We start from the raw sequence: 24,990 nt of genomic DNA, 5'->3' as shown, positions 1-24,990 counted from the left end.
GGCGCAGGCGCATCACGCCGGGCGCACCGCTGCTCGCGAACGCGCCTCCTCGCCCCAGCGTGGCGCTGCGGCGATGCCGGGCAGCACGTCCTCGGGCCGCGCCACCCGCGACCACAGTTCGCGGTGCTCGGGATTGAGGAAGCGCTGTGCGATGACCTGTTCATCCATGAACTTCAGCAGCGGCTGCCAGTAGCCGAGCGTGTCCAGCAGCAGGATCGGATTGGCGTAGAGGCCCAGGCGCTTGAGCGTGATGGCCTCGAACAGCTCTTCCAGCGTGCCGCTTCCGCCCGGCAGCGCCACCACCGCATCCGAGCCGGTGAGCAGCAGGTGCTTGCGCTCGCGCATGTCGCCCACCAGCTCCAGACGGGTCAGGCCGGGATGGCCCCACTCCAGGTCGGCCATGAAGCGCGGCAGGATGCCGATGACCTTGCCGCCAGCCGACAGCGCGCCGTCGGCGATCGCGCCCATCGATCCACGCGAGCCGCCGCCATAGACGATCTCGCAGCCAGCCTGCGCCAGCAGCACGCCCAGGCGGGTGGCGTCGTCGGTGTAGGCGGCGGGGGCGTAGTCGCTGGAGGAGGCGTAGATGCAGACGCGCACGGGCGGATGTCCTTGGGGCGGGCCGGCATTCTGCCACGGCGAGGCGGCCGGGTTGCGTGCCGTCCCGGCGCGCATGGCCCCTGATCGCGCCGATTCGCGTGGAGGAAGTCGACCACCCACGGAACCGCCGCCATGACCCTGCGACTGATGCGCTCCTTCCTCTTCCTGCTGCTGGCCGGCACCCTGCCTGCCCACGCCGCCGAATACTGCGTCGGCACCCCGGGAACTTTCCAGATTGCGCTCGATGACGCCGAGCTGGACGGCGAGGACAGCTTGATCAAGGTGCGCGCCGGCACCTACAACCTGAGCAACGAGCTGCGCTACGAGCCAAGCCTCGAATACGCGTTGCCGGCCGGGCGCCTGACCATCCGCGGTGGCTACAACGCCGACTGCAGCAGCTATTCGCTGACGCCGGGTGCAACCACACTGGTCAGCAGCAACCACTCCTCCCTGGATATCATCACCAGCACCGGCCATGCGAGTGTGGCCGGAATGAGCTTCCAGGGCAGCTCGCTGGTGATGCAAAGCCCGATCCTGAGCCCCTGCCCCGCGCAACGGCGCACGTTCGCCCTGTATCGTGTACGCATCGACCAGGCCCAGTTCGATGCCGTCGCGTGGTGCCACAACGTACGGGTCGAGAACTCGCTGTTCACCAACGGGATACGTCATCCCGACAACACCATCGTTCCCTACAACACCGCCTTCAGCACCTATCTGGCTGATGACGATGACACCTACGACGCGGCCTCGACCCTGACCATGGTGAACTCGACGGTGTTCAATGGCTTGACGTGGCTGAACAGCCTGGATGCCGGGAGGCAGGGCACAGCGATCCTCTACAACAGCATTTTCAGCGTCTCCGGCAACGACATCGAAAGCCGGGCGCACATCTTTGCCGCCAGCAGCCGCTATGACGGCATCAGCTTCATCGGCGGCGCGCTGCTGATTCCGGGTTCGGGCCAGAACACCACCGCCAACCCGCAGCTCGATGCCAACTACGTGCCGGCGGTCGGCTCGCCGGTGATCAACGCCGGCACCAGCGTCGTGCCCGACGGGCTGCCGGAGACCGATCATGCCGGCGGTGCCCGCGTGATCGGTGCCGCCGTGGACATCGGCGCGCTGGAATCGCCGGTCGACGGCACCGGCGTGTTCACCGTCACCAATACCAACGCCTCCGGCGCAGGCTCGCTGGCCCAGGCGCTGGCCAACGCCAATGCCGATCCGGGCTTCAACCGCATCCGCTTCAACATCCCCGGCGGCTGTCCGCAGACGATCGCCCTGTCCGGCTCGCTGCAGGCGCAGGAAAGCGTGAACTTCGACGGCTGGTCGCAGCCCGGCTCGGTCAAGAACACCAGCGAATCCGGTTTCAACGCGCTGCCCTGCGTGATCCTGAGCGGCAACGGTGGCATCGGCATCGAAACCATGGGCAGTCTCGGCAGCGACCCGATCACGGTGCGCGGGCTGGCCTTCGGCGGTTTTGACCTGGCCATCTCGCTGGCCTTCGGCAAAGGCCACGCCGTTTACGGCAACCAGTTCGGCGGCCGGATCGGCAGCCAGTTCGGTCCGCTCCTGTCCGCCAACAACCAGGCCATCGCGCTGATCGGAGGCGGTCTCAGCGTGATCGGCGGCAATCCTGCGGCCTATCGCAACATGATCGGCGGCTCCACCGATGTGGGCGTGCTGATCACCACCTTCCTGGGGCTCGGTGGCAACGACAACAGCGTGATCAACAACCTGATCGGCATCGACAAGGATGGCATGAGCGCGCTCGCCAACGGCACCGGCATCCGCATCAACGGCGGCTTCAACCTGATCCGCGGCAACCGCATCGGCGGCAATCTGCAGGACGGCATCCTGCTCTCCGGCGAGAACGCCAGAAGCAACCGGATCGAGGACAACCGCATCGGTGGCGGGGTCCTTGCATTCGGGTTTGCCTCATCCAGCAACGGCCGCATGGGCGTCATGGTGCAATCGGACGCGAACAACAACCGCATCGGGCCGGACAACGTCATCGGTCGCAACGGCGACGACGGCGTGCGCATCATGCCCACGGCGCGCGGCCACAACACCGTCTCCGGCAATCACATCGCCCGCAACTCGGCGCTGGGCATCGACTTGGGTGCCAATGGCGTGACCGCCAACGACGCCGACCCGGTGATCTGCGATCCGACCCTGGGCTGCGCCGCCAATCGCGGGCAGAACTTCCCGGTGCTGACGAGCGCCGAGCTGCGCCACAGCGGGATCATACCGCTCGGCCGGCCGATCCGCGTCCAGGGCACGCTGCGGTCGACCCTCGGCGGACCGTACCGTATCGAGGTCTTCGGCAGCGACGGCTGCGAGGCCAACGGGCACGGTGAAGGCCAGCGGCTGCTGGCCGCGACGTTCCTGACCATCGACAATGCGCCCTATTGCCCGCCGGGCGGTGGCATCTGCATTGTTTGCGCGGACGGCAACTGCACCCAGCCGTTCACGGCGTGGCTGCCCGAGGTCGATGCCGCGGTGGGCGATTCCATCACCGTGACCGTGACCAGCCCCGCTGGCGACACCTCGGAGTTTTCGGCCTGCAAGACACTGACCGAAGAGCAGGGTGTGCCAGGCGGCGATGCGATCTTTGCCGACGGCTTCGAGGATTGATCGTGCAGTGAAGCCGGAGCGCCACGGCGGGCCGCGCACCTTCCCGGGGGCGCTCCGCCGTGGCCTTGGCAGCCCCGGCACGCATGCAAGGGCCGATCCCGGCTTGCGCCACGCCTGATCGAAACCTACAGTGCGTGGGGAAAGTCGAAGGGGTGCGGCACGATGCGGGTGATGGTGACCGGGGGCGGCGGGTTTCTCGGTCGGGCGATCTGCGCCCGGCTGGTCGAGCGTGGCTGCGAGGTGCTTTCCTATTCGCGCGGCGAATATCCCGAACTCAGGGCCATGGGCGTGCGTCAGCTGCGCGGCGACATCGCCAGCTTCAGCGACGTGACCGCCGCCTTTGCCGACGTCGACGCCGCCTTCCACGTTGCGGCCAAGGCCGGTGCCTGGGGCAGCTTCCACGACTACTTCGATGCCAACGTGCGCGGCACCTGGAACGTGATCGCGGCCTGCCGCATGAACCGCGTCCGCACCCTGGTGCATACCTCCACGCCCAGCGTCGCGCACCGCGGCACGCGCCCGGTGACCGGGGCCAATGAAGAAGGCGCGCCGCTGGCCGAGCGTTACAAGGCCTGGTATCCCGCGACCAAGCGCGTGGCCGAGGAGCACGTGCTGGCGGCCAACGGCAATGCGCTCAGCACCGTGGCGCTGCGCCCGCGCCTGATCTGGGGGCCGGGCGACAACCACCTCCTGCCGCGCCTGGCCGAGCGCGCCCGCGCCGGCAGGCTCAAGTTCGTCGGCGATGGCCTGAACCTGGTGGACACCACCTACATCGACAACGCCGCGCAGGCACATCTGAACGCCTTCGACGCATTGCACGACAAGCCCGGCGCGCCCTGCGCCGGCAAGGCCTACTTCATCTCCAACGGCGAACCCAAGCCGATCGGCGACATCCTCAACGGCCTGCTGCGCGCGGTGGGCGCGCCCACGGTGACCCGGCTGATGCCGTTCCGCGTGGCCTACTACGCCGGCGCGCTGCTGGAGCTCGGGTATTCGATCCTGCCGCTCAAGGGCGAGCCGCCGATGACGCGCTTTCTCGCCGAGCAGCTTTCGACCGCGCACTATTACGACATCGGTGCCGCGCGCCGCGATTTCGGTTACCAGCCCAAGGTCAGCACGCTCGAAGGCCTGCGCCAGCTCACGAACTGGTGGCGCAAGCAGGGTGGCGGCGCGCCAGGCACCTGAGCGGGAAGGCGTACTGCACGCGCCGGCGTCGCCCTCACGGGCGAGGGGTCATTCCGGATCGATGCCGTTGGTCGGTACGTCCGGCGCAGCGCCCGCTGCCGCATCGTCGCGTGCCGCCGCCTCGCCTGCGATCATCGCGCCGACCGTGGCCACGCCCACGATGGCCGCCTGGTCCGCACTCGGCTGCGCCGCCTTGCGGCGCGCCTCGGCCTCGCGCATCTGGCGGATTTCCTCCGGACCGATCAGCCGCCCGGCGTCGCCGCGGCTGTTGTCGATGCGCTGCGCGGCCACCGCCAGCGTGCCCACGACCATGAAGACCAGCGCACCGATCAGGCACAGCGCCGCCAAGGCAATCGAGGTGGTCTTGAAGACCACCGCAAAGCACAGCAGGGAACCCACAAACCAAAGCCAGCGCATGGACATCTCCGGGAGCGGCGGACAGGCAGCGGTGACACTGCCCTCCCCGCTAGTTTACGGGCCATCGCGACGGGCAGGCCAGCACCGCGCGGACGGCTGTCGGGCTTGCCGTGCCGGCGGTCGCTTTTGCTAGAGCAGCGGCGAAAACAGCCGCGCGGTGGCGTCGCCGAGGTGGCGCCAGCGCGAGACGGGCTGGTTTGCGCGAACCTCCACGCAGCGCGTGGCGTAGTCGTTCCAGGCCGCTTCCATCGCCAGCGCGAGCTGCGCGTCGCTGACCAGGGTGGACAGTTCGAAGTTCACCCGGAAGCTGCGGTTGTCGAAGTTGGCGCTGCCGATCATGACGTGGTGCCGGTCGATGAGCAGGGTCTTGGCGTGCAGCAGGTTGGGCTGGTATTCGAAGATGCGCACGCCCGCGCCCAGCAGTTCGTCGTAGTAGGAGCGCGCCGCGGCGCTCACCAGGCGCGAGTCGGCGCGCCGCGGCAGCATCAGACGCACGTCCACGCCGCACAGCGCGGCATTGGTCAGCGCCATGCGAGCCGCTTCGCTCGGCACGAAGTAGGGCGTCACCAGCCAGACCCGCGCGGTGGCATCGTGGATCGCTTCGACGCTGACGCGATGGTAGGCCTCCCAGCTGCTGTCGGGGCCGGACGGGATCACCAGCGCCGGCGAACCAGCGGAATCCATCGCCGGCCAGAAGCCGTCGTCGCACAGCGCGGCACCGGTGACGTAGCTCCAGTCTTCGACGAAGGTGACCTGCAGGCCCTGCACCGCCGCGCCGGAAAAGCGCAGGTGCAGGTCGCAAAACGCATCGGCGCGGCGGCGCGGGTCCTGGGTATCGGAGATATTCACCCCGCCGGTGAAACCGAGCCTGCCGTCCACGATCAGGAGCTTGCGGTGGCTGCGCTGATTGAGCGCCGGGCGGCGCGCAAAGCGCAGCCGCACCGGGTGGAACCAGGCGACTTCGCCACCGGCCGCGCGCAGCGCTGCGAAGAAGCGGTTGCGCGTGCCCGCGCTGCCGACGCTGTCGATCAACAGCCGCACCGCGACGCCCTCGCGCGCCTTGGCCGTCAGCGCGTCGCGGAAGCGTCGTCCGGTTTCATCGGGATCGAAGATGTAGCTGGCGAGGTGGATGTGATGGCGCGCCGCCGCAATGGCTTCGAGCATGGCCTCGTAGGTTTCCGCGCCGTCGCGCAGCAGGTGCGGCTCGCGCATGCGCTTGGGCGCGAGTCCGGTGGTGCGCCGTGCCAGCCGCGCCACCTGCAGATCGGAGATCGGAGCCAGATCGTCCGCGAGCGCGGGTGAGGCCAGTGCGGAACGCGCCCGCGCGCGCCGGATGCGCTGGCGGCGAATGCGCATCGGTCCGAACAGGTAGTAGATCACCAGGCCCACGACCGGCAGCGCCGCCAGCGACAGCAGCCAGCTCAACGTGGCGACCGGCTCGCGCCTGTCCCAGATGATCCAGAGCGCCAGGACCACGAGATAGAGGCTCCAGGCCAGCGCCAGCGGCACGCCGATGTGCGGGATCGAGGCAAGCTGCAGCCAGAACGATTCAAGCATGGGCGGCACCAGAGAGGCGACCCATCATCGTCGGCGCGCGACGGTCCGGCAAGTGCGGCCTTCCGGCGGGTCTGCCATGCCGCAAGCGCGCTGCGATCCGCGTCCGGCCATGCGTTCGCATCAACGTGACCGTAGCAAAACCGACACATCCCTGTCGCAGGACCGTCACGCCGGCCGCCTAAGGTACGTGCTCCCTCCCCAACAGGATTGGCAACCATGTCCTTCCCGCTTCGCAAGACTGCCCTCGCGCTGGCGCTGTCCAGCGCCTCACTCGCCTGCGCCGCGCAAGTGGTCGTCAACGACGGCCTCGACGGCAACTGGTTCGCGCCGAACGCGGGTGGACGCGGCGTTTCGGTTGATGCCATCGCAAACGAAGACGGCAGTTCCCGCATCTACGGCGTGGTGTTCACCTACGACACCGCCGGCAAGCCGCTGTGGCTGACCATGCTCGGCGACGTGCCCGCCGGCCAGAGCGTCGTCGACGGCGTGCCCGTGCTTCGCTTCGAAGGCGGTCGCTTCGACAGCGCCAACCCCGCCCCGACCAGCACCGTCGTCGGCACCGCCTCCATCGACGTCTCCAGCTGCAAGGCCATCAGCCTGACGTTCGACATGAACGCAGACTCCGGTCTGCCCGACGCCACCCTCGACGTGGCCCCGGCGCAGGTCAACGTGGGCTATGCCGCCAACCCGCTGTGCGCAGCGGCACCGGTGCTTGCCGCGTGCCCGACCGGCACCACGGCCGAAGGTGCCGACTGCCTCCTGCCCAACAGCATCACCGGCAACCTTTACCTGCCGGCCGGCAAGAAGTACCTCGTGCGCGGCGCGGTGATCGTCGAAGGTGGCGGCACCCTGACCGTCGCCCCGGGCGTCACCGTGCAGGGTCATTCCGACATCTCGGTCGCCAACTTCATTGGCGTCAAGCAGGACGGGCGCATCTACGCCGATGGCACGCCCACCCGCCCGATCGTGTTCACCGGCCCGACGCCGGAAGTCGGCTCCTGGGGCGGCCTGCACATCGCCGGGCGCTCCACCTGCAACGACTACGTCTCCGCGGCCGAGCCGTGCCGCTTCGAGGCGTATCCCGACATGGCCTTCGGCGGCGGCAAGCTCGATGACAGCTCCGGCGTCCTGCGCTACGTGCGCATCGAGTGGGCCGGCGTTCCGATCCGCCCGAACGAAGAGCTGAACTCGCTGACCCTGCTGGGCGTGGGCGCGGGCACCGTGCTCGATCACGTGCAGGTCGACGGCGGCAAGGACGATGGCTTCGAGTTCTTCGGCGGCAACGTCAACGGCAGCCACCTGGTGTGCTCGAACATGGGCGACGACTGCTTCGACTTCGACGACGGCTACCACGGCAAGCTGCAGTTCCTGCTCGCCTGGCAGGGTGACAACACCGACATCGGTTCGGACTCCAACGGCATCGAGTCGGACAACAGCAAGGATTCCCCGGACATTCAGCCGCGCACCCAGCCGCAGATTTCCAACATCACCCTGCTCGGCTCGTCGACCTTCCCCAACAAGCACGGGCTGCGCATCCGCCGCGGCAGCGGCGGCAACTACGCCAACCTGGTGGTGCATGGCTTCACCGACCGCTGCCTGGCACTCGATGATGCCGCCACCTTCGCGCTCGGCACCGCCAGCGGGCAGGGTGCGGCGCTCTCGATGACCCATTCCTTCGTCGGCCAGTGCGGGGGCGGTGCGTTTGACGACAGCGCCAACGATCCCTACCTGGTGAGCGCGTGGTTCAACGCCACCGGAGCCGGCAACCAGAGCGGCGATCCGAAGCTCAACGGCTTCCTGCCGGCGGCCGGTTCGCCGCTGCTGCAGGGTGGCAAGTCGCTGGCGGACCCGTTCTTCCGCCCGGTGAGCTACCGCGGCGCCTTCGCCGGCGCGCATGATGACTGGACCGCCGGCTGGACGGTCCACCTGCCGCGCTGATTGGCAGAGCCACCCCGGGGGCGACCCGCGTGTCGCTCCCGGGACGGCTGTCACACGACTGTCATGATGGTGCGATGCAATAATCACTTTGTCGACATAACGCCATCGCGAATGCACAAGCGAATCCTCATTGTCGAAGACGAAGCCTCCATCCGCGACATGGTCGCCTTCGCCCTGCGGCGGGTCGACATGGAGGTGCTGCAGGCGTCCGACGCGCGCAGCGCGCTGATCGCCCTGGCCGACGGTGCCCCCGACCTGATCCTGCTGGACTGGATGTTGCCCGGAACCTCCGGGCTGGAGCTGGCGCGCCGCCTGCGCGCCGATCCGCGCAGCGCCGAGGTGCCGATCATCATGCTGACCGCGCGCGGCGAGGAAACCGACCGCGTCGCCGGGCTGGAAGCAGGCGTGGACGATTACGTCGTCAAACCTTTTTCCACCCGCGAACTGATCGCGCGCATCCGCGCGGTGCTGCGCCGCGCGCAGGGCGACGATGGCACCGGCTCGATCGAAGTGGGCGGGGTGCGCATCGACGGCCCGGCACACCGGGTCTACGTGGGCGAAGAGCGCGTCGAGATGGGCCCGACCGAATACCGCCTGCTGCATTTCTTCCTCACCCATCCCGAGCGCGTGCATTCGCGCGCGCAGCTGCTCGACCAGGTCTGGGGCGGCAGCGTGTACGTCGAGGAGCGTACCGTCGACGTGCATATCCTGCGCCTGCGCAAGGCGCTCGAACCCTACGGCTGTGAACGCCTGGTGCAGACGGTGCGGGGTGCCGGCTACCGGTTCTCCGCCAAGCCGTGAGCCGCGTCCGCAAGCTGCTGGCCGGTCTCCACGATGTGCGGAGCGCGGCGGCGGCTTTCCCCGATGCCCTGCTGCTGCTCGATGCCTGCGGCCGGCTGCGCTGGTGCAATCCCGCAGCGGACCGCCTGCTCGGACTGGCCTGGCCGCAGCATCGCGGCGTTTGCGTGGCCGAGCACTTTGCCGATACCGAGGTGGGCGCGTGGCTGCGCGATGGCACGAACGATCCGGACGACATCGCGGCACCGACCGCTGCCGGCATGCGCCTGCAGCTCACCGCGATTCCCTACGGTGAACGCGGCCGGCTCCTGCTGGCGCGCGACGTCAGCCACGTCAGCCGCCTGGAGCAGATGCGGCGCGACTTTGTCGCCAACGTCTCGCACGAACTGCGCACGCCGCTCACGGTGATCCACGGCTACCTGGAACTGCTGGAGCCGGACGAGGTGCCGGCGCTGGCACCGGTGCTGGCCGAGATGCGGCTGCAGTCCCAGCGGATGCGCGAGATCGTGGAGGATCTGCTGACCCTGTCGCGCCTGGAGATGGAGCGGCAGCTGCCGGAAGAGTGGGTCAACATGTCCGCGATGCTCCGGGTGATGCGACGCGAAGCGGAGGCGCTGAGTCAGGGCCGCCACCGCGTCGTTCTCGAGGATGAAGCCGGGCTGGACCTGCTGGGCTCACACCGTGACCTGCACAGCGCGTTCTCCAATCTGGTGAGCAACGCGGTGCGCTACACGCCGGAAGGCGGCGTCATCACGATCGGTTGGAAGCAAACGCCCAAGGGCGCGACGTATTCGGTGGCGGACACCGGCTACGGCATTCCCGCCGAACACCTTTCGCGCCTGACGGAACGCTTCTATCGCGTGTCCTCCAGCCGCTCGCGCATCACCGGCGGTACCGGGCTGGGGCTTTCCATCGTCAAGCATGTGCTGAATCTGCACGCGGCGCGGCTCGACATCGCCAGCGAGCTGGGCAAGGGTTCGCGCTTCAGCGCCACCTTTTCCGCCGCGCGCCTGCGCAAGACCGAGCATCCCTGATGTCCGTCACGAAGCGCCGGAGAGCTTGAGCGCAATCAGCGCCGAGGTGTCGGCCTCGCCGTGGCCCTCGCGCACCAGCACGCCGTAGTCGGCCTCGGCCTGCGCCAGCACCGGATGCGCGATGCCGACGCCCTCGGCCGTGGCGCGCGCGATGCGCAGGTCCTTGAGCATGTGCTCGCACTTGAAGCCGGGGGTGAATTCACCGCGCAGCATGGTCGCGCCGCGCTTGTCCAGAAACCAGTTGGCGGCAGCACCCGAGCCCAGCGTGGGCAGCAGCACTTCGGCATCGAGGCCGAGCTTCGCGCCCAGCGCCAGCGCCTCGCACACCGCCTCGTTGATGCCGGCCACCATCACCTGATTGACCGCCTTGGCGGCCTGACCCGAACCCACCGGGCCCATGCGCGAGACGCGCGCTCCGTAGCATTCCAGCGCCGGGCGCACGGTTCCCAGCAGCGCCGGATCGGCACCGCACATCACCGAGAGCCGCCCGTTGCGCGCGCCTTCCACCCCGCCCGACACCGGCGCGTCGATGAAGCCGATGCCCTTGGCGGCGAGGATCTTCTGCGCCTCGATCGCGGTATCGCGCGCCACCGTGGAGTGGTCCACCACGATGGCTCCGGGCCTGAGCACCTCGGCCAGTGCGCGCACGTTGGCGAGCACGTCCGCATCGGCCGAAACGCAGAGCATCACCGCGCCGCAACCGGCGAATCCCGCCGCATCCGCGGACGCGCCCACGCCCAGCTCGGCGGCCAGCGCCCGGGCTTTGGTGTGGGTGCGGTTGCCGACCACGGTCAGCAGGCCTTTCGCGGCCAGGTGGCCGGCCATCGGCGCGCCCATCGCGCCCAGACCGATGAATCCGCAGCGCAGCGTGCTCATGGCGCGTTTCCTTGTGCAGATGCCGACGTCGCCTGCGGCTCCTCGGCCAGATAGGTATAGCCGGTCAGGCCGGCCTCCAGCGCCGCGCCCAGGCGCGCGGCTTCCTCGCGCGCCAGCCCGGCGGCGTCGATCAGCGCGGCGTAGCGCGCGCGCAGTGCGGCGAGGTCGTAGCCGACATAGTCGAGCATCACGTCGGAGGTGTCGCCGCGGCGCGAGCGCTCGAGGCGGTAGCCGGCACCGTCGAGGCGCACGTTGACCGCGTCGGTATCGCCGAACAGGTTGTGGATGTCGCCGAGCGTGTCCTGATAGGCCCCGACCAGGAAGATCCCGAGGCGATAACTCTCGCCCTCGCGCAGCGGGTGCAGCGCCATCGAGGTGTCGAGGTCGCCGTCGTCCACGTAGGTGTCGATGCGTCCGTCCGAATCGCAGGTGAGATCCGCGATCACGCCGCGTCGGGTGGGTTCCTCGTCGAGGCGCGTGATCGGCGCGATCGGGAACACCTGGTCGATCGCCCAGATGTCGGGCGCGGATTCGAACACCGAGAAATTGAGGAAATACTTGTCCACCAGCCGCTCGGCCAGTTCGTCGAGCACGGCGCGGTGATTCTTTTCGTCGTAGGACAGCCGCGCCCGCACGCCGTGGGCGATGGCGTGGAACAGGTCGTCCAGGCGCGCGCGCTGGCGCAGGTCGAGCTGGCCCAGGGCGTACAGGTCCTGGCCCTCGCTCTGGTAGTGGCGCGCTTCCTGATACAGCTCCAGCGCCGGACGCTCGTCGAGCGCGGCGTGGATTTCGCGCAGGTGGCGGATCGTGGCCGGCTCCTCGGCGTCGGGCGGCGGCACGGCACCCGCCGGTGCCGCCTCCACCTCGGTCACGTTCGCCACCAGCACCGCGTGGTGGGCGGTGAGCGCGCGGCCCGATTCGGTGAGCACGCGCGGCGGCGTCAGCCCGTGCTCGGCGCAGGCCTCGGCCAGCGGCTGCACGATGGTGGCGGCGTACTGGCTGAGGCCGTAGTTGATCGAGCAGAAGCTGCGCGAGCGCGTGCCCTCGTAGTCCACGCCGAGGCCACCGCCCACGTCCATGAAGCGGATCGGGCAGCCCATGTGCGAGACCTCCACGAAGTAGCGCACCGCCTCGCGCACCCCGCGCGCGAGGTCGCGCACGTTGGAAATCTGCGAGCCCATGTGGAAGTGCAGCAGCTCCAGGCAGTCGAGCAGGCCGGCGTCGCGCAGGCGCTCGATCAGGTCGAGCAGCTGGCGCGGGGAAAGCCCGAACTTGGCCTTGTCGCCGCCGGAGTTCTGCCACTTGCCGGCACCCAGCGAAGCCAGTCGCATCCGCACCCCGAGGCGCGGACGCACGCCCAGCGCGCGCGCCTCTTCGATCACCAGATCGAGCTCGGAAGCCTTCTCGATCACGATGAAGGTCTCCAGCCCCAGGCGTTGGCCGATCAGGGCGAGGCGGATGTACTCGCGGTCCTTGTAGCCGTTGCAGATGATCGTGCCGCCCGGGCGCGACAGCGCCAGCACCGCCATCAGCTCGGGCTTCGAGCCCGCCTCCAGGCCGAAACCATCACCTGCGTGCGCCGCCAGTTCGCCGGCGACGCCGCGGTGCTGGTTGACCTTGATCGGATAGACCGCGGTGTAGCCGCCGGCGTAGTCGAGCTCGTCCATCGCCTGGGCGAAGGCCGCCTGCAGGCGCGCCAGGCGGTCGCCGAGGATGTCGGAAAATCGCAGCAGCAGCGGCAGCTTCAGCCCGTCGGCGAGCGCGGCATCGACGGCATCGGGCAGGGTGATGCGTGGCCCGCCCGCGCCGCGCGGCTGCACCGTCACCTGCCCGCGGGCGTCGATGTCGAAATAGCCCTCGCCCCAGTGGGCGATGGAGTAGGTGCGGCGGGCATCATCAAGGGTCCACGCGCTCATCGTGCGGCAGGTCTCCGGGTGGGAACGCCGGCAGCGGCCGGTCGGGGCGCAAATGGTATCAGGCGGTTTGTCCGGGTCGGCGGAAAGCTCAGCGCGCCGCGCCGGCCGCCTGCTCCAGCGCGGCACGTGCGGCGATGACGCGGCGGGTCTCCGGATGCTCGTCACCAAAGCCCTTGCGCAGCAGAGTGACCACCGCGTCCTGCTCGGCCAGCGCCAGGTCGTGCCGCCCGAGCGCCGACAGGGCCGCGGCGCGCGCCTCCATGATCTGCCCGCGTTCGCTGTGCAGGGCGGGATCGTCCGATAGCGCGCGCGCCGCGGCCTCGGCCTCGTGCAGCGCCCGTTCGGCCTGACCAGTGCGTGCCAGCAGCATGGCGTGGTTGGCGCGCACCACCACGCAGAGCTGGTTCTCGCTCCGGCCCGCCTGTTCGCACAGGCTCACCGCGCGGTCGAGCGAAGTCAGCGCGGCATCGTGGTCGCCGACCAGGTTCCGGGCGATGGACAGGTAGCGCAGCGGCGAAATCGCGCCGCTGCCGCCGAGGCGCTCGAACATGGTGATGGACTCGTCCAGCAGCGCGATTCCCTCCGACACGTCGCCCCGGTGGGCGCGCTGCAGGCCGAGCTGTGCCAGCGAGGCGGCGGTCCACGGGTGGTCGCCGGTGAAGCTGGTCCGCGCCAGCGCCAGCGCGCGCTCGGTCAGGACCTGTTCCTGCGCGATGTTGCCGAGCTGGTACTCCTGCTGCGCCAGCGAGGTGAGTGCGGGCCACAGCGTGGGGGAGTTGGGGCCATGCTCGCGCTCGATCAGCGCCATGACCTCACCGAAAAGCGCCTGCGCCAGGGGATACTCGCCCGCCTCGGAGGCCAGCAGGGCGGAGTTGGACAGCGCCGGGATCATCCGCGCATCGCCGGGTATCGACTGGCGGTACAGGCGCAGCGCGCGATCGCTGCTCGCGCGGGCGGCGCGGCGATCGCCTTGCGTGTGCTGCAGCGCGGCGAGGGAGGTGAGCGCCGCCGCCAGCGCGACCGGATCGCCGCCCTCGTCGCGCTCGAGGATCGCCACGGCGCGCTGGATGTAGCGGTTCGCGTCCTGGATCCGATCGGTGATCTCGGCGACCACGGCGAGGTTGACCAGCGATTCGGCGGCGACCGGATGGTCGGGGCCGTACTCCTTCTCGGCCACTGCCAGTGCCTGTTCGAACAGCGCTGTCGCCTCGTCGAAACGACCCTGGTTGGCGCGGATTTCGCCGAAGTCGTCGAGCACGTCGGCCTGCAGCACCGGATCGTTGGAAAGCTCGGTGCGGGCGCGTTCGAGCGCGGCGTCGAAGGCCTGCGCGACCGTTTGCGGCGCGTCCGCATCGCGGCGCATCGGATCGGCGGCGATAAAGATCGACACCATGAACTCTTTGACCTTGCCGGTGCGGGCCACCTGCGCGCGCGCCTGCTCCGCCGCGCGCTCGGCGCGCTGCGCCTCGGCGTTGGCACGCACGGCGTGGTCCTGCGCGATCCGGGCCTGCCACAGCGCCAGCGCCAGGCCGCCGAGCAGCGCCAGCAGCACCGCGCTGGCGCTGCCCACGGCAAAACGATGGCGCGCGACGAACTTGCGCATCCGGTAGCTTGCCGTGTCCGGCTGTGCGGCGATCGGCCGACCATCGAGCCAGCGCCGGATGTCATCGCCCAGGCACCGTGCATCGGCGTAGCGTCGCGCCGGGTCCGGCTGCAGCGCGGTGGCAACGAGTGTGTCCAGGTCGGCGGGAATGTCGCTGGCTGCGGCGGTGGTGCGGCTGCCGCCGGTGTCGCGGATCTGCTCGCGCAGCGCGCGGCCGGGATGCGGCGCGGTTTCGTTGGCGAGATCGGCGATGAGGCGCTCCGGGGAGGCGCTGCGCCCGGGATGCGGTGGCGCGCCGACCAGCAGCTCGAACAGCACCGCGCCGAGCGCGAACACATCGGCCGCCGTGCCCACCGCCTGGCCGCGGATCTGCTCGGGGGCGGCATAGGCGGGAGAGAATACGCGTACGCCGGTGCCGGTCAGTGCCTCGGTGCCGGAATCGTCCAGCAGCCGCGCAATGCCGAAGTCCAGCACCCGCACGCGGCCCTGGGCGTCGACGAGGATGTTGGAAGGCTTCAGGTCGCGGTGCACGATCAGCTGCGTCTGCGCGTGCGCCACCGCGTCGCAGACCTGCAGCAGCAGCTCCACCCGCTCGCGCACGCCGAGCGTCCGGTCGTCGGCGAAGCGCACGATGTCGCTGCCCGTCACGAACTCCATCGCATACCACGGCGTACCGTCATCGTTCACGCCGCCGTCGAGCAGGCGCGCGATGCCGGGATGATCCAGGCGCGCCAGGATCTGCCGCTCGCGCGCGAAGCGCTCGCGCAGCGCCGGCGAATCAAGCAGCGGGCGGATCAGCTTGATCGCCACGGCCTGTTCAAAATCGCCCACGCGCTCGGCGCGCCACACTTCGCCCATGCCGCCGGTGCCGAGGTGCCGGGTGAGGATGTAGTGGCCAAACCGCCTGCCGCCGACCGCTTCCGCGCCAGCGCCGTCGGCTGCGGAGGACGCCAGCTGCGACATCACCGTGGCGGCGACGCGGACCACGCCGGCATCCAGCACGCCGTTGCGTTCATCCACCGCCAGCAGGTGTTGCAGCTCGGACGCCAGCGCCGCGTCCTCGCGTGCGATCTGCGCCAGTCGCGCCGCGCACGCCGGCGCGTCCAGCTCGAACAGTTCGTCGAGCAGGGACGCAAGCCGCTGCCAGCGTGATTCATGCATCGTCATGTGCTCCTTCCAGCGCCGCGTGCAGCACCGCGCGGGCGCGCCGCCAGTCGCGCTTGAGGCTGCGCTCGGAGCGGTCCGTGATGGCGGAGATCTCGGCCAGCTCCAGCCCGGCGAAGTAGCGCATTTCGACCAGGCGCACCAGCTGCGGGTCGAGTGCCGAAAGCCGATCCAGCGCCTGATCCAGCTCCAGCATGCGGCCGGCGTTTTCGTGCGAGGGGACGAGCCCGGCAATGTCGTCGAGGTTGTCCGGCACCGCGCCACCGCCACGCTTGGCGCTGGCGCTGCGGCGGGCGTGGTCGACCACGAGCTGGCGCATGGCGCGGGCGGCGAGCGCGAAGAAATGCTCGCGGTCGTTGATGCTCAGCGCCTCCGGGCCGGCCAGCCGCAGGTAGACTTCGTGTACCAGCGAGGTGGCACCCGGCCCGGACGCGGCGCGCTGCACCTGGCGGCGCGCCAGCATCCGCAGGTCGGCATAGACCAGCGCGAACGCCTGATCAGCCGCCTCGCGGTCACCTGCGTTCGCCGCCGCCAGCAGAAGACTCACATCCCCCATTCCGCTCTCCGCATCCGGTAGCGCGGGCGCAGTGTAAACCGATGTGGCGCGACGTGCGGTGCAGGGCAGCATGCCGCTGCCGCACACAGATTCACGGCAGGAACGCTGCCATCACATCGTTGAGGAAGCGCCAGCCGAGTTCGCTCGGGCGCACCCATTCTTCCGCCACGTCGAGCAGGCCGCGTTCGGACAGATCGGCAAGTTTGGGCGCGATGGTGGCTCGCGCAAGGCCGGTGCGGGCCTCGAAGTCGGCAAGCGGGAAGCCTTCGCGCAGGCGCAGGGCGTTGAGCATGTAGTCGAAGGGGCGGCGCTCGGCAGCGAGGTGCTCGTCGCCGCCGATGCGCGCGTCGCCGGCGGCGGCGTCCATGTAGGTTTTCGGGTGCTTGAGCTTCCAGCGCCGCAGGATGGTGCCGTCGGCGGGCAGGGTGATCTTGCCGTGCGCGCCGGCACCGATGCCCAGGTAGTCGCCGAAGCGCCAGTAGTTGAGGTTGTGCGCGCACTGGCGGCCTTCGCGGGCATAGGCGGAGACTTCGTACTGCGCGTAGCCCGCCTCGGCCAGGCGGGTCTGGCAGGCCTCCTGCATGTCCCAGGCGTCATCACCTTCGGGAATGCCGGCGGGTGGCTGGCGCGCGAACGGGGTGCCCGGTTCCAGGGTGAGCTGGTAGTGCGACAGGTGCGCGGGATCGAGCGCGATCGCGCGTTCGAGATCGGCCAGCGCCATCGCCGTGGTCTGGCCGGGCAGGGCGTACATCAGGTCGAGATTGATGTTGGAAAACCCCGCGTCCTGCGCAAGCTTCACCGCGCGCTCGGCCTGCGCGGCGTCGTGGATGCGCCCGAGGCGCGCGAGGCAGCCGTCGTCGAAGCTCTGGATGCCGAAGCTCAGGCGGTTGACGCCGGCGCGCGCGTAGGCGTCGAAGCGGTCGTGCTCGACCGTGCCGGGATTGGTCTCCAGCGTCACTTCCAGATCGGGGCGAAAGCGCAGGCGCGCCGCCGCGCCCTGCAGGAACTCGCCGATGGCCTCGCCGGAAAACAGGCTGGGCGTGCCGCCGCCGAAAAACACGCTGGTCACGGTGCGGCCCCACACCAGCGGCAGATCCTGTTCCAGGTCCGCGAGGAGCGCGGCGACGTACTCGCGCTGCGGCAGGGCCTCGGGCGCGCGGTGCGAATTGAAGTCGCAGTACGGACACTTTCGCACGCACCAGGGGATGTGCACGTAGAGGGCGAGCGGCGGCAGACTGAGCATGGGCGGGCAGTGGTAGAACGGGACGAAACGACGCGGATCCGTACCGCGGCGTACGCGACGCCGCCAGCGCGGGCGCTGGTAGACTGCCATGCTGACACACGCACGCAGAAGCCGGTTATCGAACCGGCCCGTGCCGGGTGTGCCACCACCAGAAACAGCGCCGGGGCGCAGATGCCTCGCAGGGAGCAACCATGAATCCGTTGAATGACATGCCCGACAACGATGCCACCGAAACCCGCGAGTGGCTGGAGTCCCTGCAGGCGGTGACCGAGCGCGAGGGCACCGACCGCGCCCACTATCTGCTCGAGCGCATGGTGTCGCAGACGCGCCGCGCTGGCGGCTTCCTGCCCTTCGCGCCCACGACCGACTACATCAACACCATTCCGCCCCACGCCGAGGTGAAAAGCCCGGGCGATTCGGCGATGGAGTGGCGCATCCGTTCCCTGATCCGCTGGAACGCGATGGCGATGGTGGTGCGCACCAACCGCAAGCCGGGCGATCTGGGCGGGCACATCGCCAGCTTCGCCAGCGTGGCGACGCTGTTCGACGTCGGCTTCAATCATTTCTGGCGCGGCCCCACGGCCGATCATCCCGGCGACCTCGTTTCACTGCAGGGCCACTCCAGCCCCGGCGTGTATGCGCGCTCCTTTCTGGAGGGGCGCTTCACCGAATCCCAGCTCGACAACTTCCGCATGGAGGTGGACGGCAAGGGCATTTCCTCCTATCCGCATCCCTGGCTGATGCCCGATTACTGGCAGATGCCCACGGTGTCGATGGGCCTGGGGCCGCTGGCGGCGATCTATCAGGCGCGCAACAGCCGCTATCTCGAGCACCGCGGCCTCCTGCCCACCACCGACCGCAAGATCTGGTGTTTCCTGGGCGACGGCGAGTGCGACGAGCCCGAGAGCCTGGGCGCGATCTCGGTCGCCGGACGCGAGAACCTCGACAACCTGGTGTTCGTCGTGAACTGCAACCTGCAGCGCCTGGACGGCCCGGTGCGCGGCAATGGCAAGATCATCCAGGAGCTGGAAGGCGTGTTCCGCGGTGCCGGCTGGAACGTCATCAAGGTGCTCTGGGGCAGCTACTGGGATCCGCTTTTCGCGCGCGACAAGGACGGCATCCTGCGTCGCCTGATGATGGAAACCGTCGACGGCGAGTACCAGAACTACAAGGCCTTCGGCGGTGCCTACACGCGCGAGCATTTCTTCGGGAAATACCCGGAGACCGCGGCCATGGTGGCGAATCTCTCCGACGAGGACATCTGGCGTCTCAACCGCGGCGGCCACGATCCGCACAAGGTGTACGCCGCCTACCATCAGGCGGTGAACACCCGGGGCATGCCCACGGTGATCCTGGCCAAGACGGTCAAGGGCTACGGCATGGGCTCGGCGGGCGAGGCGCTCAATCCCACCCACCAGACCAAGAAGATGGACGACGGCGCGATCAAGGCCTTCCGCGATCGCTTCAACATCCCCGTCAGCGACAAGCAGATCGACGAATCCGAGCAGGTTCCGTTCTACCACCCCGGCGAAAACTCGCCCGAGGTGCAGTACATGAAGGAGCGACGCGCCGCGCTCGGCGGCTTCCTGCCGCGCCGCCGCCGCACCGCCGACCAGACCTTCGAAGTGCCGGCGCTGGACAGGTTCGAGCGCCTGCTCAAGAGCACCGGCGAACGCGAAATCAGCACCACCATGGCCTTCGTGCAGGCCCTCAACATCCTCCTGCGCGACAAGATCATCGGCCCGCACGTCGTCCCCATCGTGGGTGACGAGGCGCGCACCTTCGGCATGGAAGGCCTGTTCCGCCAGATCGGCATCTATGCCTCCAGCGGGCAGAAGTACAAGCCGGTGGATGCCGACCAGCTCATGTATTACCGCGAGGACCAGGCCGGGCAGGTACTGCAGGAAGGCATCACCGAGGCCGGCGCGTTCGCCTCGTGGCTGGCGCTGGCCACCAGCTACAGCACCAACAACCTGCCGATGCTGCCATTCTTCATCTACTACTCGATGTTCGGCTTCCAGCGCTTCGGCGACCTGGCCTGGCAGGCCGGCGACATGCGCGCGCGCGGCTTCCTGCTCGGCGCCACCGCCGGGCGCACCACGCTCAACGGCGAGGGCCTGCAGCACGAGGACGGCCATTCGCACCTTTTCTCCAGCGCCATCCCCAACTGCCGCTCCTTCGATCCGGCGTTCGGTTACGAGGTCGTCGTGCTGCTGCAGCACGGCATGCGCAAGATGCTGACCGAACAGGTGGACGAGTATTACTACCTCACCCTGCTCAACGAGAACTACCCGCACCCGGACATGCCGGAAGGTGCCGCGGAAGGCATCGTGAAGGGCATGTATCTTCTGCGCGAATCGGGAATGGGGAATGGGGAATCGGGCAAGGGCAAAAGCCGTAGCAAGGCGCCGAGCGCGCCGTGCGTGCAGCTGATGGGCTCGGGCGCGATCCTGCGCGAGGTGATGGCGGCGGCGGAGCTGCTGGACAAGGAGTTCGGGGTCAAGGCCGACATCTGGAGCTGCACCAGCTTCACCGAGCTGGGCCGCGACGGCTTCGACGCCGAGCGCTGGAATCGCCTCAACCCCGAGACCAGGACGCCGCGCGTGCCCTATGTGACCGCGCAGCTGCAGGGCCGCACCGGCCCGGTGATCGCCGCGACCGACTACGTGCGCACCTTCGCCGACCAGATCCGCGCCTTCGTGCCGGGCCATTACACCGTGCTGGGCACCGACGGCTTCGGCCGCTCCGACACCCGCGCCAACCTGCGCCGCTTCTTCGAAGTGGACCGCTACCACATCGCCCACGCCGCCATCGACGCGCTGGCCAGGGAAGGCACGATGAACGCCCGCGACGTGGCGCGCGCGATCAAGGTGTTCGGCATCGATGCGGCGCGGGAAAACCCGATGCATGTGTGAGTCGGGCGAGGAACGTTGACACAGCGGCGCAAGACGCCGTGACTCTGCTGTCCAGGCTGTGCGCCGGGTTGTCGATCATGGCACCCAGCGCATTCTCCGCGCGGTTCGCGAGGTGCCCTTTCTGCGGGCATTCGGTATTCGTACGCTTGAATCGCAGCGAGTCCGGTGTGCGCTGCCTGCGCTGTGCGGCAAGTACCGTGCATCTTTCCATCGGTCTGGCGGTGGCGAGCGAAATCGAACTCGCCGCCCTTTCCAAGATGGATGTCTATAAGCTTTCCGCCACGGGACCGTTCGTCGAACATTTGCGCAAGCGTGCGGCCCGGGCCGCGTTCTCCGAATACCACCCTGACGCCGTGCCCGGAACCACATGGCAGGGCGTCCGCTGTGAGGACGTGCAGGCCCTGACCTGGCCGGACGCCTGTTTTGATCTGGTTGCCCATACCGAAGTATTCGAGCACGTGCCCGACGATGCGCGCGGATTTTCGGAGTTGCGTCGGGTTCTGCGGCCAGGGGGGAAGATGCTGTTCACCGTGCCGCTGTTCGATGCGCCAGACACCGTGGAGCGAGCCCGGGGTGGGGGCGCCGGCATCGAATACCTGATGCCGGCGGAATATCACGTCGATCCGTTCAAAGGAAACGAGCCGGTGCTGGTATTCCGTGATTACGGTCGCGATATCGTGCAGCGACTCGAGCGCGCGGGCTTTGGAGAGGCAAGGATTGAAGTGCCGGCCTTCCCGGTGCCGTGGGCGCGGCTGCGGCCGGTGGTGCGGGCCATCGCGGCGTGAGGTGACGATTCACGGCGTTGGACGCGCTGAACGCGACCGTTCGTCTGCCCGGATGCCAGCCGGGGTGCAGGCGACTATGCTCTTGCGTTCCGAACGACAGGAGACGTCCCATGAACATCCGCGCCAAGCACTTTTTCACCGCACTGGCCATCGCGTGTGCCGCTGCGGCGTGTTCCCAGCCCGCCGAACCGCCGCCGCCGCCGGCTCCGGCGCAGCCGCCACCGCCGGTTCCGCCCGCACCTCCCGCGCCGCCGCCGGCTGCGACAGCCAGCGCGGCGCTGGCGCCCACCGAGGGCAACGCTGCGTCCGGCACCCTGACGCTGACCGCCGAAGCGGACGGCGTGCGCATCACCGGCAGCCTCGCCGGCGTTGCGCCGGGCGGCACGCACGGCTTCCACGTGCACGAAACCGGTGACTGCAGCGCCCCCGATGCCTCCAGCGCCGGCCCGCACTTCAACCCGGGCGGCCACCCGCACGGCCATCCGGGCCAGGGCGAACACCACGCCGGCGACATGCCGAACCTGGTGGCCGACGACGCGGGCGCGCTGGCGGTCGATGTGGTGGTACCGGGCGTGACCCTGGGCGATGGCGCTGAAACGGACGTCCTCGGCCGCGCGCTGGTGTTGCACGCCAAGGCCGACGACTACGCCACCCAGCCGTCCGGTGATTCCGGCGCGCGCATCGCCTGCGGCGTGATTCGCTGATTTGACGCATCGTGGCGGGAACCCTCGCCGACGCTCGTGCGGAACGGGCGTCGGCGGCGCAGCCTCGAGCCGTGCGGCCGACGCTCCGCCCGGTCGGCTCCCGCCGCCAACACAGTAGGTCGGCCCTACGCGGCCGACGCTCCGCCCGGTCGGCCTCCGGATCGAATCCGGGGCAGGCCGCCGCGGCCGGCGCGGTGCTTCTGCCAGAATTGCGCGGATGAACGACCTGCCCGCACCGCTTGCCGGACACCTGCACCGCCAGCTCGAACGCCTGCGCGCGGCGGCACCGCAGGCGCTGGCGGAGCGGGCCGCCGCGCCGGCGCGGATGGCGTCGCTCGAACGACTTCTGCTCGCCAGCGATTACGCGCTGGATCGGCTGTGCGCCGAGCCGGCGCTGCTGGCCGCGCTCGATGCGCCACGCGAAGCGCTGGCGCTGCCGCCGGGGGATCCGGCGTCGTGGGCCGCGCGCCTGCGCCGCCATCGGCATGCCGAAAGCGTGCGCCTGATCCACCGCGACGTGAACGGTATCGACACCATCGAGGACACCCTCGCCGGCTCGTCGACCCTGGCCGAAGCCTGCCTTTGCGCCGCGCTGACGGCGGTGGAGGACAGCCTGCGTGCGCGCCACGGCGTGCCGCGCAACGACGCGGGGCAGGAACAGCGCCTGGTGGTGTTCGCGCTCGGCAAACTCGGCGGCGGCGAGCTGAATTTTTCTTCCGATGTCGATCTGGTGTTCGCTTTTCCCGAGGCGGGCCAGAGCGACGGCGCGCGTCCGCTCGACAACGGCGACTGGTTCCAGCGCGCCGGCCAGCAGCTGATCCAGATGCTGTCGGCGGTGACCGCCGAAGGCATGGCCTATCGCGTCGACATGCGGCTGCGTCCGTTCGGCCAGAGCGGGCGGCTGGCGCAGTCGTTCGCCGCCATGGAGCACTATTTCCAGCGCGAGGGGCGCGACTGGGAACGCTATGCCTGGATCAAGGCGCGACCGGTGGCCGGCGACCTTGCCGCTGGCGAGCGTTTCCTGGCGACGCTGCGGCCCTTCGTCTACCGCCGCTACCTCGATTTCGGCGCGTTCGAGGGCCTGCGCGAAATGAAGACGCTGATCGAAGCCGAGGTGCAACGCCGCGATCTGGAGGGCCACCTCAAGCTCGGGCGCGGCGGCATCCGCGAGATCGAGTTCATCGTGCAGCTGCAGCAGCTGATCCGCGGTGGACGCGAGCCGACGCTGCGCGAGCGCGGCCTGCTGCCGGCGCTGGCGCGCCTGCGCGAGCACGGCCACGTCCCGGACGCCAGCGCCGCGGCGCTGGATGCGGCCTATCGCTTTCTGCGGCGTCTGGAAAACCGCCTGCAGATGCTGCGCGAGGAGCAGACCCACAGCCTGCCCGAAAGTGAAACCGACCGGGCGCGTATCGCCCTGGGCCTGGGGTTTGCGGACTGGGGCGCGCTGCTGACGATGCTGGAACGGCACCGCGATGCCGTGCGCGACGAATTCGCGCGGGTGTTCGAGGCGCGCGACCAGTCGCCTCGCGGCGCGACCCGGGAGGACGTCGCCGCGCTCGACCTGGTCTGGATCGATCCGGAGGATGCCGCCGCGCCGTCGCGTCTGGCACAGGCCGGATTCACCGATGCTGCCGCGCTGGCGCGGCGGCTGATCGCGTTTCGGTGTCTTCCGGCGCTGGCGACGCTGTCGGCGCGCGCCGCCGGCCGGCTCGATCGCCTGATGCCGCGCCTGCTGGATGCGGCGGCGCACAGCGCTGCGCCGGATGCCGCGGCGATGCGGGCGCTGGAGCTGGTGCAGGCGGTGCTGCGTCGCTCCAGCTATCTGGCGCTGCTCGACGAAGCGCCCGCCGCGCTGGCGCGGGTGGTGGACGTGATGGCGCGCAGCCGCTGGATGGCCGAGCGCCTGTGCGCGCATCCGCTCCTGCTCGATGAACTGCTCGACGCGCGCGCCGATGCCGCACCGCCTTCGCAGGCCGAAATGGAGGCGGCGCTGGACCGCGCGCTCGCCTCCCACGCGGAGGATGACGTCGAGGCGCGCCTCATCGCGCTCAACGAGTTTCGCCTGAGCTGCACGTTCCGGGTCGCGCGTGCGCGCCTGGTGGACCGGCAGGATGCGCCCAGCAGCGCCCGCCAGCTTGCCTTCATCGCCCAGGCGGTGCTGCGCGCGGTGCTGCCGATGGCGGTGGATGAGCTTGCGCGCCAGCACGGCCGCCTGCCGTCCGGCGGCGTGGCCGCGATCGCCTACGGCAGCTTCGGCGGTGACGAGCTGGGCTTTGGCTCGGATCTGGATCTGGTCTTCCTCTACGACGAGGGCTTGGACGCGTCGGAAACCGACGGCGCGCGCCCGCTCGAAGCGGTGCGCTACCACACCCGCGTGGTGCAGAAGGTGATCGCGCTGCTGGCGATGGCGACGCCGGCCGGCCGCCTGTACGAAACCGACCTGCGGCTGCGCCCGGACGGTGCCAAGGGGCTCCTGGTCTCCAGCCTGCAGAGCTTTTCCAGCTATCAGCACGAGCGCGCCTGGACCTGGGAACAGCAGGCGCTGGTGCGCGCCCGCGCCGTGGCCGGGGACGCGGCGGTGCAGGCGGCCTTCGAGCGGATCCGGGCCGAGGTGCTGTGCCGCCCGCGCCCGCGCGCGGCGGTGTGCCGCGACGCGCGCGACATGCGCCAGAGGATGCGCGCCGAACTGGACCGCTCACGCGAGGGCCTGTTCGATCTCAAGCAGGGCCATGGCGGGCTGGTGGACCTGGAATTCCTGGTGCAGGCCGCGGTGCTGATCGCCGCAGCCGAGGCACCGGGCGTGACCGCCAGCACCCGCACGCCGGAGCTGATCGACGCGCTGGCCGGCTGCGGTTTCTTCAGCACGCGTTCCGCGCAGGCGCTGCGCCGGGCGCACGGCGTGCTGCTTGCGCGCGCGTTGGCCTGTACGCTGGACGGCCGCGCGCGGCTGGCGACACCCGACGCCGCGCTGGATGACGCGCGTGCCGCGATCAAGGCCGCGTGGCAGAACTACCTGGCAAAGCCGCTGTCTGATGCAACGGGTTGAGCAATGTCTTCGAACGATA

At 69.5% G+C, this 24,990-nt stretch carries 17 protein-coding genes; 9 read left to right on the top strand and 8 right to left on the bottom strand.

The annotated features are described in order from the left end of the window. Nucleotides 1–12: 12 nt before the first annotated feature. Nucleotides 13–600 (bottom strand): LOG family protein, encoded by a 588-nt coding sequence (locus WB794_RS08845; protein ID WP_337335491.1) that lies wholly within the window; start codon nucleotides 598–600, stop codon nucleotides 13–15. A 132-nt stretch (nucleotides 601–732) separates the two neighbouring features. Between WB794_RS08845 and WB794_RS08840 the strand changes: the two genes are divergently transcribed. Together WB794_RS08840 and WB794_RS08835 are read left to right on the top strand one after the other, a co-directional pair. Beyond that, nucleotides 733–3,234, top strand: a complete 2,502-nt coding sequence (locus WB794_RS08840) for a choice-of-anchor Q domain-containing protein (RefSeq protein ID WP_337335490.1) — start codon at nucleotides 733–735, stop codon at nucleotides 3,232–3,234. 162 nt (nucleotides 3,235–3,396) lie between these two features. Beyond that, entirely contained in the window at nucleotides 3,397–4,419 is a 1,023-nt protein-coding gene (locus WB794_RS08835; RefSeq protein WP_337335489.1) for an NAD-dependent epimerase/dehydratase family protein, read from the top strand. A 48-nt stretch (nucleotides 4,420–4,467) separates the two neighbouring features. Here the strand turns inward: WB794_RS08835 and WB794_RS08830 are convergent, their stop codons facing one another. Together WB794_RS08830 and cls are read right to left on the bottom strand one after the other, a co-directional pair. After that, on the bottom strand, nucleotides 4,468–4,836 hold the full coding sequence (locus tag WB794_RS08830; protein WP_337335488.1) for a hypothetical protein: 369 nt from the start codon (nucleotides 4,834–4,836) through the stop codon (nucleotides 4,468–4,470). Between the two features lie 129 nt (nucleotides 4,837–4,965). Then, nucleotides 4,966–6,393 (bottom strand): cardiolipin synthase, encoded by a 1,428-nt coding sequence (gene cls, locus WB794_RS08825; RefSeq protein WP_337335487.1) that lies wholly within the window; start codon nucleotides 6,391–6,393, stop codon nucleotides 4,966–4,968. A 216-nt stretch (nucleotides 6,394–6,609) separates the two neighbouring features. Between cls and WB794_RS08820 the strand changes: the two genes are divergently transcribed. From WB794_RS08820 to phoR, 3 genes are all read left to right on the top strand, one after another. After that, nucleotides 6,610–8,331: a hypothetical protein gene (locus WB794_RS08820; protein WP_337335486.1), complete on the top strand. Its 1,722-nt coding sequence runs from the start codon at nucleotides 6,610–6,612 to the stop codon at nucleotides 8,329–8,331. A 111-nt stretch (nucleotides 8,332–8,442) separates the two neighbouring features. Next, nucleotides 8,443–9,132, top strand: coding sequence for a phosphate regulon transcriptional regulator PhoB (gene phoB, locus WB794_RS08815; RefSeq protein WP_337335485.1), 690 nt, complete (start codon nucleotides 8,443–8,445; stop codon nucleotides 9,130–9,132). Further along, nucleotides 9,129–10,163 (top strand): phosphate regulon sensor histidine kinase PhoR, encoded by a 1,035-nt coding sequence (gene phoR, locus WB794_RS08810; protein WP_337335484.1) that lies wholly within the window; start codon nucleotides 9,129–9,131, stop codon nucleotides 10,161–10,163. Before phoB ends, phoR begins: the two co-directional genes overlap by 4 nt. Before the next feature lie 6 nt (nucleotides 10,164–10,169). On the opposite strand, the gene WB794_RS08805 is transcribed toward phoR, so the two are convergent. The 5 genes from WB794_RS08805 to hemW form a co-directional block, all read right to left on the bottom strand. Further along, nucleotides 10,170–11,039, bottom strand: coding sequence for an NAD(P)-dependent oxidoreductase (locus tag WB794_RS08805; protein ID WP_337335483.1), 870 nt, complete (start codon nucleotides 11,037–11,039; stop codon nucleotides 10,170–10,172). Then, complete coding sequence (gene speA / locus WB794_RS08800) at nucleotides 11,036–12,955, bottom strand: biosynthetic arginine decarboxylase (RefSeq protein WP_337335482.1); 1,920 nt, start codon at nucleotides 12,953–12,955, stop codon at nucleotides 11,036–11,038. The genes WB794_RS08805 and speA overlap by 4 nt, the downstream gene beginning before the upstream one ends. Before the next feature lie 88 nt (nucleotides 12,956–13,043). Then, entirely contained in the window at nucleotides 13,044–15,725 is a 2,682-nt protein-coding gene (locus tag WB794_RS08795) for a protein kinase domain-containing protein (RefSeq protein WP_337335481.1), read from the bottom strand. Continuing rightward, nucleotides 15,712–16,269, bottom strand: a complete 558-nt coding sequence (locus WB794_RS08790; RefSeq protein ID WP_337335480.1) for an ECF-type sigma factor — start codon at nucleotides 16,267–16,269, stop codon at nucleotides 15,712–15,714. The genes WB794_RS08795 and WB794_RS08790 overlap by 14 nt, the downstream gene beginning before the upstream one ends. Before the next feature lie 100 nt (nucleotides 16,270–16,369). Then, a complete protein-coding gene (hemW, locus tag WB794_RS08785; protein ID WP_337335519.1) occupies nucleotides 16,370–17,521 on the bottom strand; it encodes a radical SAM family heme chaperone HemW in 1,152 nt (383 codons plus the stop codon). A 191-nt stretch (nucleotides 17,522–17,712) separates the two neighbouring features. Here hemW and aceE point away from each other — a divergent pair, with 191 nt between their 5' ends. The 4 genes from aceE to glnE all read left to right on the top strand — a co-directional run bounded on the left by aceE (nucleotide 17,713) and on the right by glnE (nucleotide 24,971). Next, the gene (aceE, locus tag WB794_RS08780) at nucleotides 17,713–20,436 is read left to right on the top strand and encodes a pyruvate dehydrogenase (acetyl-transferring), homodimeric type (RefSeq protein WP_337335479.1); all 2,724 of its coding nucleotides are present in this window, start codon (nucleotides 17,713–17,715) and stop codon (nucleotides 20,434–20,436) included. A gap of 197 nt (nucleotides 20,437–20,633) precedes the next feature. Continuing rightward, nucleotides 20,634–21,221, top strand: a complete 588-nt coding sequence (locus WB794_RS08775; RefSeq protein ID WP_337335478.1) for a class I SAM-dependent methyltransferase — start codon at nucleotides 20,634–20,636, stop codon at nucleotides 21,219–21,221. 110 nt (nucleotides 21,222–21,331) lie between these two features. Beyond that, entirely contained in the window at nucleotides 21,332–21,925 is a 594-nt protein-coding gene (locus WB794_RS08770; RefSeq protein WP_337335477.1) for a superoxide dismutase family protein, read from the top strand. Between the two features lie 217 nt (nucleotides 21,926–22,142). After that, nucleotides 22,143–24,971, top strand: coding sequence for a bifunctional [glutamate--ammonia ligase]-adenylyl-L-tyrosine phosphorylase/[glutamate--ammonia-ligase] adenylyltransferase (gene glnE / locus WB794_RS08765; protein ID WP_337335476.1), 2,829 nt, complete (start codon nucleotides 22,143–22,145; stop codon nucleotides 24,969–24,971). Nucleotides 24,972–24,990: the final 19 nt, after the last annotated feature.

This window comes from Denitratimonas tolerans (genome assembly GCF_037203605.1).
GTDB classification, from domain to species: domain Bacteria; phylum Pseudomonadota; class Gammaproteobacteria; order Xanthomonadales; family Xanthomonadaceae; genus Denitratimonas; species Denitratimonas tolerans.
This window is presented reverse-complemented; position numbering and strand designations above follow the sequence as displayed.

Excerpts from the sequence above, each read along its gene's own strand:
- WB794_RS08840 (WP_337335490.1), top strand. The coding sequence starts at position 733 with ATGACCCTGCGACTGATGCGCTCCTTCCTCTTCCTGCTGCTGGCCGGC.
- WB794_RS08835 (WP_337335489.1), top strand. The coding sequence starts at position 3,397 with ATGCGGGTGATGGTGACCGGGGGCGGCGGGTTTCTCGGTCGGGCGATC.
- WB794_RS08830 (WP_337335488.1), bottom strand. The coding sequence starts at position 4,836 with ATGCGCTGGCTTTGGTTTGTGGGTTCCCTGCTGTGCTTTGCGGTGGTC.
- cls (WP_337335487.1), bottom strand. The coding sequence starts at position 6,393 with ATGCTTGAATCGTTCTGGCTGCAGCTTGCCTCGATCCCGCACATCGGC.
- WB794_RS08820 (WP_337335486.1), top strand. The coding sequence starts at position 6,610 with ATGTCCTTCCCGCTTCGCAAGACTGCCCTCGCGCTGGCGCTGTCCAGC.
- phoB (WP_337335485.1), top strand. The coding sequence starts at position 8,443 with ATGCACAAGCGAATCCTCATTGTCGAAGACGAAGCCTCCATCCGCGAC.
- WB794_RS08805 (WP_337335483.1), bottom strand. The coding sequence starts at position 11,039 with ATGAGCACGCTGCGCTGCGGATTCATCGGTCTGGGCGCGATGGGCGCG.
- speA (WP_337335482.1), bottom strand. The coding sequence starts at position 12,955 with ATGAGCGCGTGGACCCTTGATGATGCCCGCCGCACCTACTCCATCGCC.
- WB794_RS08795 (WP_337335481.1), bottom strand. The coding sequence starts at position 15,725 with ATGACGATGCATGAATCACGCTGGCAGCGGCTTGCGTCCCTGCTCGAC.
- hemW (WP_337335519.1), bottom strand. The coding sequence starts at position 17,521 with ATGCTCAGTCTGCCGCCGCTCGCCCTCTACGTGCACATCCCCTGGTGC.
- aceE (WP_337335479.1), top strand. The coding sequence starts at position 17,713 with ATGAATCCGTTGAATGACATGCCCGACAACGATGCCACCGAAACCCGC.
- WB794_RS08770 (WP_337335477.1), top strand. The coding sequence starts at position 21,332 with ATGAACATCCGCGCCAAGCACTTTTTCACCGCACTGGCCATCGCGTGT.
- glnE (WP_337335476.1), top strand. The coding sequence starts at position 22,143 with ATGAACGACCTGCCCGCACCGCTTGCCGGACACCTGCACCGCCAGCTC.